At 37.4% G+C, this 13,276-nt stretch carries 12 protein-coding genes; 8 read left to right on the forward strand and 4 right to left on the reverse strand.

Annotated elements, in window-relative coordinates:
• The first annotated feature begins 10 nt into the window (after nucleotides 1-10).
• From ACFQ13_RS16050 to ACFQ13_RS16065, 4 genes are all read left to right on the forward strand, one after another.
• Entirely contained in the window at nucleotides 11-1,066 is a 1,056-nt protein-coding gene (locus tag ACFQ13_RS16050) for a glycoside hydrolase family 2 TIM barrel-domain containing protein (protein WP_386119138.1), read from the forward strand.
• Between the two features lie 11 nt (nucleotides 1,067-1,077).
• Nucleotides 1,078-2,577: a glycoside hydrolase family 30 protein gene (locus ACFQ13_RS16055; protein WP_386119140.1), complete on the forward strand. Its 1,500-nt coding sequence runs from the start codon at nucleotides 1,078-1,080 to the stop codon at nucleotides 2,575-2,577.
• Nucleotides 2,578-2,615: 38 nt separating this feature from the next.
• Complete coding sequence (locus tag ACFQ13_RS16060; RefSeq protein ID WP_386119142.1) at nucleotides 2,616-4,040, forward strand: MFS transporter; 1,425 nt, start codon at nucleotides 2,616-2,618, stop codon at nucleotides 4,038-4,040.
• A gap of 191 nt (nucleotides 4,041-4,231) precedes the next feature.
• On the forward strand, nucleotides 4,232-5,251 hold the full coding sequence (locus tag ACFQ13_RS16065; protein ID WP_114308501.1) for a LacI family DNA-binding transcriptional regulator: 1,020 nt from the start codon (nucleotides 4,232-4,234) through the stop codon (nucleotides 5,249-5,251).
• A gap of 52 nt (nucleotides 5,252-5,303) precedes the next feature.
• On the opposite strand, the gene ACFQ13_RS16070 is transcribed toward ACFQ13_RS16065, so the two are convergent.
• Complete coding sequence (locus ACFQ13_RS16070) at nucleotides 5,304-5,738, reverse strand: hypothetical protein (protein ID WP_386119144.1); 435 nt, start codon at nucleotides 5,736-5,738, stop codon at nucleotides 5,304-5,306.
• 244 nt (nucleotides 5,739-5,982) lie between these two features.
• On the opposite strand from ACFQ13_RS16070, the gene ACFQ13_RS16075 reads away from it, so the two are divergent.
• On the forward strand, nucleotides 5,983-7,296 hold the full coding sequence (locus ACFQ13_RS16075; RefSeq protein ID WP_386119146.1) for a M20/M25/M40 family metallo-hydrolase: 1,314 nt from the start codon (nucleotides 5,983-5,985) through the stop codon (nucleotides 7,294-7,296).
• On the opposite strand, the gene ACFQ13_RS16080 is transcribed toward ACFQ13_RS16075, so the two are convergent.
• Nucleotides 7,293-8,540 carry a 3-deoxy-D-manno-octulosonic acid transferase gene (locus tag ACFQ13_RS16080; RefSeq protein ID WP_386119148.1) on the reverse strand — a complete coding sequence of 416 codons (1,248 nt, stop codon included), beginning with the start codon at nucleotides 8,538-8,540 and terminating at the stop codon, nucleotides 7,293-7,295. The genes ACFQ13_RS16075 and ACFQ13_RS16080 overlap by 4 nt on opposite strands.
• A gap of 124 nt (nucleotides 8,541-8,664) precedes the next feature.
• Here ACFQ13_RS16080 and ACFQ13_RS16085 point away from each other — a divergent pair, with 124 nt between their 5' ends.
• From ACFQ13_RS16085 to ACFQ13_RS16095, 3 genes are all read left to right on the forward strand, one after another.
• Nucleotides 8,665-9,819: a DegT/DnrJ/EryC1/StrS family aminotransferase gene (locus ACFQ13_RS16085; RefSeq protein ID WP_386119150.1), complete on the forward strand. Its 1,155-nt coding sequence runs from the start codon at nucleotides 8,665-8,667 to the stop codon at nucleotides 9,817-9,819.
• Between the two features lie 90 nt (nucleotides 9,820-9,909).
• Complete coding sequence (galE, locus tag ACFQ13_RS16090) at nucleotides 9,910-10,929, forward strand: UDP-glucose 4-epimerase GalE (protein ID WP_386119152.1); 1,020 nt, start codon at nucleotides 9,910-9,912, stop codon at nucleotides 10,927-10,929.
• A gap of 244 nt (nucleotides 10,930-11,173) precedes the next feature.
• Nucleotides 11,174-11,365: a hypothetical protein gene (locus tag ACFQ13_RS16095; RefSeq protein ID WP_114308506.1), complete on the forward strand. Its 192-nt coding sequence runs from the start codon at nucleotides 11,174-11,176 to the stop codon at nucleotides 11,363-11,365.
• Here the strand turns inward: ACFQ13_RS16095 and lspA are convergent.
• The gene (gene lspA, locus ACFQ13_RS16100; protein ID WP_386119154.1) at nucleotides 11,362-11,865 is read right to left on the reverse strand and encodes a signal peptidase II; all 504 of its coding nucleotides are present in this window, start codon (nucleotides 11,863-11,865) and stop codon (nucleotides 11,362-11,364) included. The genes ACFQ13_RS16095 and lspA overlap by 4 nt on opposite strands.
• An 11-nt stretch (nucleotides 11,866-11,876) precedes the next feature.
• Entirely contained in the window at nucleotides 11,877-12,770 is an 894-nt protein-coding gene (gene fabD, locus ACFQ13_RS16105) for an ACP S-malonyltransferase (RefSeq protein WP_386119156.1), read from the reverse strand.
• Between the last annotated feature and the right edge of the window lie 506 nt (nucleotides 12,771-13,276).

Here is a 13,276-nt window from a genome sequence, read left to right on the forward strand (position 1 = left end):
GTTTACAATCATGAAAAAAATAGCAATACTTATGGTCTTTTTTATGGCTTTTGTGTCGTGTAAAAATGAGACCAAAAAAGAGAGTCAGCTTGTAAAAGAAGCGGTTGTTAATACTTCGGTTGTTTCTGTTTCAGGACGTCGGCTCTTGGTCAATGATCAAGCCTATTTAATTAAAGGGATCTGTTACCATCCGGTGCCAAAAGGCAGTCCTAATAAAAGAGATTTTTCCACCTTAAGCCAAGATTTGGAGTTAATGGTTGAAGCCGGAATCAATACCATAAGAATGTATGCACCAATCGCAGACAAAAATGTTTTAGATCAAATTGAAAAAGCAGGCCTTAAAGTCATCATGGGCTTTGGCTACAAACAAGGTGGGCGTTACGATATCTATTCAGGCACATTCATTGACCTGGTAAATACATTCAAAAATCATAATGCCATATTAATGTGGGAATTGGGGAACGAGTATAACTATCATCCGGAGTGGTTTGATGGCGATATTAAAAATTGGTACAAGGCTATGAATGCTGCAGCAGCCTTAATACATCAAAATGATCCGTCACATCCGGTTACCACAGCGCATGGCGATTTGCCAAATGAACTCGCGCGATCTATGAGTCCTAATATTGATGTTTGGGGGATGAATGTCTACCGTTCTATCCGACCAGAAACCATTTTTGAACAGTGGAAAGACCTCAGTTCAAAACCAATGTATCTGTCAGAAACCGGTGCTGATAGTTATATGCAAATTGCAAATGAAGGGTATACGCAGGGCGTCAATGAAAAAGCGCAAGCCGATGCTACAGCTATCATTTTAGATAAAACCTTTAACAATCAGGAAATCTGTTCAGGGGTCACTTTATTTTCTTTTACCGATGGCTGGTGGAAAGCCGGAAACAACGCGGTGCAAGATACCGGAGGTACGGCACCAAACAGTACAGGTGTGCCTTTTGATGGCAGTCCTAATGAAGAATTTTGGGGTATTGTAGATATCGATAGAAACAAGAAAGAAGTTTTTACGGTGGTAAAAAATCACTATACAACAGTAGAACATAAGAATAATTAAATCACAGAAATATGAAACGAACAAAGATCAGCCTTGTGGCGCTCTTAATTCTAACGGTAGTGGGTTGTGCTCCTGAGAAAAAGGACGACACTTTAAATGTTGAAGTTTATGAAACTTCAGAAGGTGGAAATAAATTAACAAGAATTACTGAATTTACAGATGTAGATTCTGCGGCTGTCGTAACAATACGACCAGAGCAAACGTTTCAAACCATCACAGGATTTGGAGGGTCTTTTACAGAGTCTTCAGCTTATCTATTAAACAAATTAAGTAAAAAGAATAGAGACACTATTTTACAGGCTTATTTTGCTGAAGATGGAGCACGATATTCTTTAACAAGAACACATATTGCCTCTTGTGATTTTTCTCTAAATAACTATACCTATGCGCCTGTTGCTGGTGATATGGATTTAGAACATTTTAGTATTGATGAAGATCGTGAAGATCTCATCCCTATGATTAAAGATGCTCAAGCCATTTCAAAAGATGGGTTTCATATTATTGCGTCACCTTGGTCATCTCCACCATGGATGAAAGATAACAAGGCTTATGTAGGAGGGAAATTATTACCTGAATATTACGATACGTTTGCGCTATACTTTTCTAAATATTTAGACGCTTATAAAGCTGAAGGTATTGATATTTGGGGGTTAACACCAGAAAATGAACCTCACGGAAATGGTAATAACTGGGAAAGTATGCACTTTACGCCAGAAGAAGAAACAGACTTTGTACAAAATCATTTAGGTCCTAAGTTAGAAGCTGATGGTAAAGGGCATGTTAATATATTAGGTTACGATCAGAATAGAGGCGGTTTAAAAGAATGGGTTGATGAGATGTTTAAAGACGAAGCTTCATCAAAATATTTTGCTGGGACAGCGATCCATTGGTATGAAAGTACCTATGAAGTTTTTCCTGAAACCTTACAGTACGCGCACCAAAAAGCACCTGAGAAATATATAATAGAAACTGAAGGTTGTATTGATTCTGAAATTCCAATGTGGCAAGATGATGCTTGGTATTGGAAAAAAGAAGCGACCGATTGGGGTTACGATTGGGCGAAGCCAGAAAACAAATATTTACACCCAAAATATGCGCCAGTAAATCGCTATGCGAGAGATATTATTGGTTGTCTTAACAATTGGGTAGACGGTTGGGTTGACTGGAATATGGTTTTAGACCGCCAAGGTGGACCAAATTGGTTTGAGAATTGGTGTCTAGCGCCAGTCATTGTAGATCCAGATGCAGATGAGGTGTACTTTACGCCTTTGTATTATACCATGGCTCATTTTAGTAAATACATCAGACCAGGTGCTGAGGTAATTGGTGTTGAAAATGGCGCTGATGCTATTATTGTAACGGCAGCTCAGAATCCTGATGGGTCTATTGCTGTAGTGGTTTTCAATGAAGAAAAGAAGGCGCAGAATTTTAGCCTTACGCTAAACGACAAGCACATCAATTTAAAGATTGATGGTCAAGCCCTACAAACTATTGTCATTCCAAAAGCATAAGGCTTTCGGATAAAAATTAATGTGATAAAATAAAAGTTATGTCCATCGCATCCCAAAAAGTTCCCTTAGGTCAAAAAATTGCTTTTGGCGCCGGAATGCTTGCTAACCAAATGTTTCCTGCCGTTATCGGTATATTTATAGTTGTTTTGGTAAAAGACCTAGGGTTTCCTGGGTGGATGTGGGGCGTGGTGTCTTTGGCACCGAGAATTTTTGATGCCATTACAGACCCTATCATGGGGTACATTTCAGATAATACCAAATCCCGCTGGGGAAGACGCCGACAGTATGTATTTATTGGGGCCATAATTATGGGGATTTCCTTCATTATTATGTGGCAGTTATTCAGAGATAATTCTCTAAATTATAATTTTATCTACTTTTTATTGACCTCCTTTTTGTTCTATTTGGGGTTAACAATTTTTAGTGTGCCTTATGTGGCCATGGGTTATGAGATGAGTGATGATTTTCATGAGCGTACCAATATTATGGCGGTGGCACAGTGGATTGGTCAATGGGCTTGGGTTATAGCACCATGGTTTTGGGTAATTATGTACGATCCGGAGTGGTACCCTTCTGCAGATGTGGCCGTGAGAGAATTGGCGATTTGGGTTGGTGTTATCTTTGGGGTATGTGCTATGTTGCCGGCTATTTTTATAAAAAGTAAGTCTACAGTCAATGAAAATTATTCGCCACTAACTATGGCTACTATTGGTGGGAGCTTAAAAGAGATTGGAAATAATTTTGTGGAAGCCTTTCAATCGGTACCCTTTAAAAAACTTTGTTTTGCGACTTTCTTTGTGTTTAATGCCTTTAATACCGTAGCGAGTTTTACCTTTTTTATCATCGTCTATTATTTGTTTAATGGAGATGCCGGAGCGGCAGGGATTTGGCCAACCTTATTTGGAAGTGTTGGAGCTTTAGTCACGACGTTTATCGTTATTCCTATTGTGGCTAAACTCTCTAAAATGCTCGGGAAGAAAAATGCTTTTATGGTCACACAAGGAATTTCCGTTGTAGGCTATATTATGTTATGGTTTTTATTTGTGCCTGGAAAGCCCTATTTATTTTTATTTGCCCTTCCTTTTTTCTCCTTTGGTATCGGAGGTCTTTTTACGCTTATGATGTCTATGACCGCCGATGTCATTGATCTTGATGAGTTAAAAACAGGAAAACGTAGAGAAGGTGTTTTTGGAGCTATATATTGGTGGATGGTAAAATTTGGTTTTGGTATTGCCGGAGGATTAAGTGGCCTTATTTTAACCGTGGTTGGTTTTGATTCTGCAGTTGAAATACAAACCGAAAGTGCCCTTATTGGATTGCGTTTATTCTTTTCAGGCTTTCCTATTGCAGGGACCTTAGTGGCTATGTATATTATGCGTAACTACGATATTACAGAACAACGCGCAGGTGAAATTAGAGCGGCTTTAGATCAGCGTAAGAAAGCTTCAGCACCGAAATCTTAAATTTATTATTATAATTAAATGCTAAACCTGTTTATAGTTTAGCAGCGGGCTTATATATTGCGAAAAAAAGCGAAGAATTTTAGATTTTGAAATAATAAAATCGGTGAATAACTAGGTTTTAAAATTTTTAAAAGTAATTTTAAAGAGCGTATAACATATGCTCTTTTTTATTTCATTAAATAACAATATCAATGACAACACTTAAAGAATTAGCGGCGCTATTAAATATTTCGGTTTCTACAGTCTCAAAGGCTTTAAATGATAGTCATGAAATTAGTGAAAACACTAGGATTCGTGTTAAAGAACTCGCCACAAAACTCAATTATAAACCCAATAGAATTGCCCAGCAATTAAAGACCAATAAATCCAAAACAATTGGGGTTATTCTTCCAACGGTTACAAATCCATTTTTTGCTGAAGTTTTACACGGTATAGAAAAGACAGCTAACGCTAATGATTACGATATCATTGTATGTCTTTCTAATGAGACCTTACACAAGGAGCAACGCAGTTTAGAGTTATTGTCTAACGGTAGTGTGGATGGCTTTATCATTGCGGTGGCTAGAGAGAGCCAAGTAGAACAACAGACTGAACATATAAAAGCGACGCTTAAAACGGATACTCCCGTGTTAATGTTTGATAGAGTGGTTCATGATGTGGATTGTAACAAGGTTATTGTCGATGATTTTCAATCGGTTTATGCGGCTACAGAACATTTAATTGTTCATGATAAAAGAAAGCATATCTTATTGGTGAGTAATATTGAAGAGCTTAGTGTTGGAAAGCTTCGTATAGAAGGGTATACAAAAGCCTTAAACGATCATAAATTAGAAGCCCAAATTCTAAACTTAGATCATGCTGGTGATGGCGATGTAGAACGTAAGATTTATGATTATTTAGAGGCTCATCCTAATGTAGATGCTATTTTATCTATAGATCATATTACGGGTATTGTGGCCATTAATATGGCGAAGAAGTTAGGGCGTGCCATTCCATCAGATTTGTCTGTTGTTGGTTTTGGCTATGAGCATACTCAAGTATTATCGAGTCCGAAAATATCGATCATTCATCAAAAAGCCTTTAAAATGGGCGAAATATCGACCAAATTATTAATCGATAATATTAAGGATAAGACTTTAAAATCGAGAACCGTGGTAGTTCCTAGTGAACTAAACCTTAGTGAATCTGTAGAGGTTCATCCTCAATTTTAAGCATAAAAAAAGCCTGATTCACATCAGGCTTTTTTTTTATGGTCAAGGTCAATTATAGGCCTTTTGTTTTATTCATCGCATCGCTTCCTGCTTGTTTAGCATCTTCAACGGCTTTGTTACCTGCAGCTTTCACTTTGTCAGCAGCATCGCTACTCGCTTTCTTTGCGTCTTCAACAGCTGTGTTAGCCGCGTCTTTAACGTCATCAGCCATTGTTTCTGCACCTTCTTCAATACTCTCAGCAGCATCGCTTGCAGCCGCTTCAGCATCTTCTAAAGCTTCACTTGATGCTTCTCCGGCATCGTCAACAGCGTCTTCAATAGATTCACTAGCCTCTTCCATTGCATCTTCTGCTTCATCCATTGCATCTTCTGCCTCGTTCATTGCATCTTCAATCTTATCTTCTGTTTTTTCTTTAGTATCTCTACAAGATGTAAATGATAATCCTAAAACAGCAACTAGAGCTAAACTTAATACAACTTTTTTCATTTTAATAGTTTTAATGTTAATTTATGTTAAGGTACGAAAATATTTTTAATGGAGAACTCCATAAAATTTTTAATGTATTTCGCGTACAGCTTTGATATATACGTTGATGCTATTGCCTTTGGATCATTGCAAGTTCAAATTTTTACTGTAAATTACAGAAGTCTATAAATCCAAGTAAATTTTTGTAGTGGTCCCGACCACCTTCACAGAAGGACCATAATAAATATTAAGACCCTTTTTAATTATGACTTTAAAATTTAAATATTTCTCACTCATTGCTATTTTATGTTGGTCGCTTTCTGGCTTCACTCAGAATCACAGAAACGAGAAAAAAATACTAAAAGCAGTTGACAAACATGTAGAGAACACTATTTCTTTATTGAAGACTTCCGTGTCTATAAATAGTGGTACTATGAATTTTGAAGGCGTAAAAGCTGTAGGCCAGTTGTTTCAAAAAGAGTTTGATGCCTTGGGATTCACAACAACATTAACCTCGGGAGAGGCTTATGGTAGAGCAGGACATCTCATTGCTAAAACCACAGGCAAAAAAGGACCAAAGGTCTTACTTATAGGCCATTTAGATACGGTTTTTGAGTTAGAGAGTCCGTTTCAAGCGTATACCATGCAAAATGACTCCATCATGAAAGGCCCAGGTGTTGCTGATATGAAAGGTGGTGATGTTATTATTATTTTGGCTATGCAGGCCTTAAGAGATGCGGGACTATTAGACGATATGTCTATTGAGATTATCATGACTGGTGATGAAGAAAGAAGTGGACGACCGCTGTATTTATCAAAAAAGGACCTTATTGATGCCGCCAAACGTTCCGATATTGCTATCGGTTTTGAAAATGGGGATAATAATCCAAAAACGATTGTGGTGTCTCGTAGAGGATCTACAGATTGGAAGCTTACCGTAAAAGGTAAACCCGCGCACTCTTCGCAAGTTTTTACCGAAACCGTAGGCGTTGGTGCTATTTTTGAAACGTCTCGAATCTTAAATGCTTTTTATGAACAATTGTCTACCGAAAAAGATCTAACCTTTAATCCTGGATTTATTTTAGGTGGAACAGATATTAAAGGCAATGCTACTGGGACTGGGGGAGAAGCGCTAGGGAAAACCAATGTGGTAGCGCAAGAAGCCGTCGTTCGTGGCGATTTAAGAGCCGTTTCCCTAAAACAATTAGCGCATGCGAAGCGTGTGATGCAAGAAATCGTTTCAGAACATTACCCGCAAACCTCTGCTGAATTAATCTTTTCCGATGGAGGTTATCCGCCATTGAGTTTAACTGAAGGGAATCAAAAATTACTAAGCTATTACAATACGGTAAGTGAAGATTTAGGGTTTGGAAGTGTTGAGCCTGTAAATCCTAGAAAAGCAGGCGCTGCTGATATTTCTTTTACCTCAGGATATGTAGATATGGCTATTGATGGCTTAGGCCTTACAGGTGGTGGTGGCGATCATACCATTAATGAAACCGGAAACCTAAATACTATTGCTACACAAGCTAAAATAACAGCGGTGCTCTTATACCGATTGGTGCATTCTAAATTTTAAGATTTTGAAGCTTTAAAATAAGCCATAATTTTATGTACAGCGCCACGATGGCTACGGATATAGGTTTGCGTAATATCGCCTTGATTTTGCCTTACAGTGTCGTTGTTAATTAAGTTTTCAAGCGTATTTGTAAATTCCTCAGGCGTAGCAACGCTCGTCACACCACCCAATGTAATAAGGGCTTTAGCTTCAGGGAATTTTTCGTAATTCTTACCAATAATAATAGGCATACCAAAAACGGCAGGTTCTAAAATATTATGTAATCCCGTAGCCCCAGCGCCACCACCAACGTAAGCGATGTCTGCGTAGCTATAGGCCTTACTTAAATAGCCTATGGTATCTAAAATAAAGACTTGATACTGCTCTAAATGGTCGGCGGATTCCAATTCAGAGTAGCTTATGGTTTTAACCTTCAGTTGTGCTTTTAATGAAGCGATATAACTCGGTTTTATATTGTGAGGCGCAATAATATATTTAACATCAGATGCGGTAGACTGGTTGATGAAATTGAGATATAATTTATCATCTTCAGGCCAAACACTTCCAAAAGTAACACAGCGGTTTTGAGCTTTAAAAGTGTCTATAAAATCAATCCTATTGTCTATATCTAATTGGTTAGAAACACGATCAAACCGGGTGTCTCCAGAAACAGAAGTGGCAGTATAACCGATGTTATGGAGCAAGGCTTTAGAATTTTCATCTTGCGTAAAGATATGGTTGAAGGCAAATAATGCCGATTTCATATAGGCGCCATACCATTTGAAAAATGCTTGATTGTCTCTGAATACGGCTGAAATTAAAACCGCTTTTAATTTGCGTTTTTTTAATTCGTGTAAAAAATTGGGCCATATTTCATACTTTACAAATACGGTATAATTAGGATGAATCAGGTCTAAAAATGTCTTAGCATTGCTTGGGGTGTCTAAAGGCATGTAAACAACAACATCTGCAATTTTAGCGTCCTTTCTTACCTCATAGCCCGAAGGAGAGAAAAAGGAAAGAACCACCTTGTAATGTGGGTATTGCTGCTTTAAAGCTTCAAACACCGGAAGGCCTTGCTCATACTCGCCTAATGAAGCGCAATGGAACCAAAAGGTTTGATCGGTAGATGAAATGGCTTGTTTAAGTTTTGAAAAAGTCTGTTTTCTTCCCTTAACGCCCTGATTTAATTTAGAATTGAATAGAGCAGCACATTTTATAACCCAACTGGCGATATAAATTCCTATGGAATAGAATAGTTTCAAAAAAAAAGATTTGTGCTAAAATACATTTCTTTCAATTAATTACATTGCCATAGCGCTTACAATTTCGTATTTTCGCTTAGAGCTTTTTGCTCATCTATTTAAGATTATAAATGTAAGCTTTACAATGAAAAAAATACAAATGGTTGACCTTCAAAGTCAATATGCCAAAATTAAAGATATAGTAGATCCATCGATTCAAGAGGTCATGGATAGCGCCACTTTTATTAACGGACCCAAAGTTCACGAATTTCAGAAAAATCTTGAAGATTATTTAGGGGTTAAGCATGTTATTCCTTGTGCTAACGGTACCGATGCTTTGCAAATTGCCATGATGGGCTTAGGTTTAAAGCCAGGTGATGAGGTGATCACTGCAGATTTTACATTTGCCGCTACGGTAGAGGTGATTGCGTTATTACAATTAACACCCGTTTTAGTTGATGTAGATCCGGTGACTTTTAACATTGATGTAGAAGCCATCAAAAAAGCGATTACACCAAAAACAAAAGCTATAGTACCAGTACACTTGTTTGGATTGCCAGCAAATATGGATGCTATTATGGATTTGGCTAAAGAGCATAATTTATTTGTTATTGAAGATAATGCCCAAGGTATTGGTGCGGAATATACACATCGTGATGGTTCTAAAACTAAAACAGGTGCTATTGGTCATGCGGCATCCACATCGTTCTTCCCTTCTAAAAACTTAGGATGTTATGGTGATGGTGGTGCTATTTTTACTAACGACGACGATTTAGCGCATACCATTAGAGGTATTGTAAATCACGGGATGTATGAGCGTTACCACCACGATGTGGTTGGCGTAAACTCACGTTTAGATTCTATCCAAGCGGCGGTTTTAAATGCGAAATTACCACATTTAGATACCTATAATGCGGCACGTCGTCGTACAGCTCGAAAATATAATGAAGCCTTTAAAAATCATAAGAATATAATTATTCCAACAGGTTTAACGACCTGCGAAGGCATTTGTGATACTTGCGATTGCCATGTGTTTCATCAATATACCTTAAACCTTGTTGATGTGGATAGGGATGCTTTAGTAGCGCACTTGCAAGAGAAAAATATTCCTTGTGGGGTCTATTACCCAATTCCTTTACACCGTCAAAAAGCCTATAAAGATGAGCGTTATAACGAAGCCGATTTCAAGGTGACGAATGCTTTGGTAACGTCTGTAATCTCATTACCAATGCATACAGAATTAGACGATGAACAAATTACTTTTATTACCGATACGGTTTTAAATTTTATCAATTTATAGGACACGTTTAATACCGTCATGATGTAACGATCATGGCGGTTTAACAGACTTAGGAATTTTACATTGAACGAACGCAATAAAGAAAAAAACATGAAAATTTTAGTTACAGGTGGTTTAGGTTTTATAGGATCGCATACCGTTGTAGAATTACAAAATGAAGGCTATGAGGTTGTTATTATAGATAATTTATCTAATTCTACAATTGAAGTTTTAGATGGTATCACCGCAATTACCAATAAAAAACCACTTTTTGAGAAATTGGATTTAAAGGTGAAGGCAGATGTTCAGGATTTTTTTAAGCGTCATACGGATATTCAAGGGATCATTCACTTTGCGGCCAATAAAGCGGTAGGAGAGAGTGTTGCTGAGCCTTTAATGTATTATGAAAATAACATTAGCACTTTAATTTATCTGCTTCAGGAACTAAAGGACTTAGAGAAGAAGAATTTTATTTTTAGTTCGTCTTGTACGGTTTATGGGCAAGCTGATGAATTGCCTATTACTGAAAATGCACCGGTTAAACCAGCCGAGTCTCCATACGGTAATACGAAGCAAATAGGGGAGGAAATTATTAGAGATACCTGCCGTGTTAATGGCGATATTAAAGCGATTGCTTTACGTTATTTTAACCCTATTGGTGCTCATGAATCTACCGAGATTGGAGAGCTTCCTATTGGAGTGCCTCAGAATTTAGTGCCTTATATTACACAAACAGCTATTGGAATGCGCGAGCAACTTTCTGTTTTTGGTGGTGATTACCCAACCTCAGATGGAACTTGTGTAAGAGATTATATTCATGTAGTGGATTTAGCGAAGGCCCATGTGGTAGCGCTACAACGCTTGTTGGATGTTAAAAATGACTCTAATTACGAATTCTTTAACCTAGGGACCGGAACAGGAAGTACGGTTTTAGAAGCTGTACAATCCTTTGAACGTGTTTCTGGAAAGGCCTTAAATTATAAGATTGTAGACCGAAGAGAAGGTGATGTTACTGCGGCCTATGCAGAAACGTCTAAAGCCAATAGCGTGTTAGGTTGGAAAACGGAATTAACATTAGATGACGCTATGGATGCGGCATGGAAATGGGAGCAAAAAATAAGAAGTAAATAAGACTTTCAACGGCTTTCCTTTTAAAATAGAAGAAAACCCATTGTGGCGACTTAACGTTAATAATTAAAAAATCTTAATTATTGAATGTGTAATGCAGCTCAGGGTTAACTAAGAATATGCTAAGGGTTATGGCGTCTCATTTTTGATGTCATAATCCAATAGCTTGTTAATCAGTATTTAACATTGATTTCTTGGAGTTGGTCATCTAAATCCGTTACTTTGTACGGAATGATAATTGAACAACATGAAATTGATTAGTATTAAAAGAGAGACCAAAACAGAAGGTCGATTCACCAGAAAAATGGGCGCATTACAAACTAATGTGACTTACATCAAGAAACAATTTTTAAGTATTCCTTACAAAACGCTTCACAAATATCGTGAAACGTACTACGGCGAAGTTAAAGACTGCGAAGACTGCCTATTAGCGCGTTAATCTAACGCTTTTTCTTTTTTCTTATTGGTAAACACACCACTGAATAGAAGCATAATCATCCCTGTTGTTACCGATAAATCGGCAACATTGAAGATTCCGGTTCTAAAGACACCTCCTAAATTAATGTAGAAGAAATCCGTTACTTGGCCAAATACAATACGGTCAAATACATTGGCAATACCACCTCCTACAATACAACAAAAGGCAATAAGACTCAGTTGGTCTAAGGATTTAGTTTTAAGAATGTAATAGACAACATACCCTAATACAAGGGTGGGTAAAATAAGAAGAAACAACAATCTTAGTGTTGGATTCATATCACTACCCATGCCTAAAAAGGCCCCTTTGTTTTCAACCCAAATAAGCTGAAAATAGTCTTTAATGACGTTGATTTGCCCTTTGCTACCTCTTATCATCGTGGTTCTCACAATGACCTTTGAGATTTGATCAATAGCAATATTGAAGATAATCAGTAGCGTTATAAAAAGATTCCTATTCAAAGTTTTAGGGTTTAGGCGTTTGTATCTAAGGTTGCAGAAACGGTTTCTGCTTCGCGATTTATTTTCTTAACCAAACCTTGTAGTACTTTACCAGGCCCTACTTCTGTAAATAAGCTAGCTCCATCATTAATCATTTGTTGTACAGATTGTGTCCAACGCACGGGAGCTGTAAGTTGTGAAATTAAATTAGCTTTTATTTCATTTTCATCTGTAATTGCAGATGCAGTAACATTTTGGTAAATAGGACAGTTTGGTTTACTGAACGTTGTGTTCTCTATAGCTGCTGCTAATTCTTCACGAGCAGGCTCCATTAAAGGCGAGTGAAACGCACCACCAACAGGAAGCACAAGTGCACGGCGAGCGCCAGCTTCTTTTAAAGCCTCACAAGCTTTATTAATAGCTTCTACTTCTCCAGAAATCACTAATTGACCTGGGCAGTTATAATTGGCTGCAACCACTACACCGTCGATAGTTTTACAAACCTCCTCAACTACGGCATCTTCCAATCCTAAAACGGCAGCCATTGTACTTGGTTGTAATTCACAAGCTTTTTGCATCGCAATAGCACGTTGAGAAACTAGCTTTAATCCATCTTCAAACGTTAAGGCTCCTGACGCTACTAAAGCTGAAAATTCACCTAATGAATGTCCGGCAACCATATCCGGTTTAAAGCTGTCGCCTAAAGTCTTCGCTAAAATCACCGAATGTAAAAATACCGCTGGTTGCGTAACTTTGGTTTCCTTTAAGTCCTCCTTAGAACCTTCAAACATGATGTCTGTAATATGGAAGCCTAAGATTGAATTGGCTTTTTCAAATAATTCTTGTGCTAATGGAGAGTTTTCATAAAGATCTAGACCCATTCCTGTAAATTGAGCTCCTTGACCTGGAAATATATATGCGTTCATTGTTATCTAAATTTATGATGCGAAAATAATAATAATTTATTTAAACAACTCCTATATAAACCGGCATTCATAGCTTTAATTTTTAACTATTGAAACGAAGAAATAAACGGGCGATTCTGTGGTGTAATTTGGATACGTAGAGCTTTGTTTTCGTTTTATTTCTGAAGGACTTCAGGAAAATTAAAGCCTTAAGTAGGTCGCTATGCTTGGTTTTAAAAGGAAGAACCTAAAGGGGTGTCAGGTATTTATAAAACGCTAAGGGTTTTATGTTGAAAAACTAGCGTTCACGATGTAGCAAATCTTTCTTAGGTAAATAATCTAAAGCGAGCGATGCCTTCTTATTAAATCTTATTTGTCCTTGTAAGAACAACTAGGAATGAAAACTGAGTTGCACGAGGATGATAACTTGAGCTGTGACAAGAACAACAGCAAGCGCTATAAATACCCCTATTAATAGAGAATTTTTTTTCAAAAGTAAGTAGGTTAAAGATTCTAAAACAATAATA

It is taken from the genome of Winogradskyella rapida, assembly GCF_042675845.1.
In the GTDB taxonomy this organism is placed as follows: Bacteria; Bacteroidota; Bacteroidia; order Flavobacteriales; family Flavobacteriaceae; genus Winogradskyella; species Winogradskyella rapida.

Coding starts and splice junctions, on each gene's coding strand:
- ACFQ13_RS16070 (WP_386119144.1), bottom strand. CDS start 5,738: ATGAAAAAAGTTGTATTAAGTTTAGCTCTAGTTGCTGTTTTAGGATTA.
- ACFQ13_RS16055 (WP_386119140.1), top strand. CDS start 1,078: ATGAAACGAACAAAGATCAGCCTTGTGGCGCTCTTAATTCTAACGGTA.
- ACFQ13_RS16050 (WP_386119138.1), top strand. CDS start 11: ATGAAAAAAATAGCAATACTTATGGTCTTTTTTATGGCTTTTGTGTCG.
- ACFQ13_RS16065 (WP_114308501.1), top strand. CDS start 4,232: ATGACAACACTTAAAGAATTAGCGGCGCTATTAAATATTTCGGTTTCT.
- ACFQ13_RS16060 (WP_386119142.1), top strand. CDS start 2,616: ATGTCCATCGCATCCCAAAAAGTTCCCTTAGGTCAAAAAATTGCTTTT.
- fabD (WP_386119156.1), bottom strand. CDS start 12,770: ATGAACGCATATATATTTCCAGGTCAAGGAGCTCAATTTACAGGAATG.
- ACFQ13_RS16085 (WP_386119150.1), top strand. CDS start 8,665: ATGAAAAAAATACAAATGGTTGACCTTCAAAGTCAATATGCCAAAATT.
- ACFQ13_RS16075 (WP_386119146.1), top strand. CDS start 5,983: ATGACTTTAAAATTTAAATATTTCTCACTCATTGCTATTTTATGTTGG.
- galE (WP_386119152.1), top strand. CDS start 9,910: ATGAAAATTTTAGTTACAGGTGGTTTAGGTTTTATAGGATCGCATACC.
- ACFQ13_RS16095 (WP_114308506.1), top strand. CDS start 11,174: ATGAAATTGATTAGTATTAAAAGAGAGACCAAAACAGAAGGTCGATTC.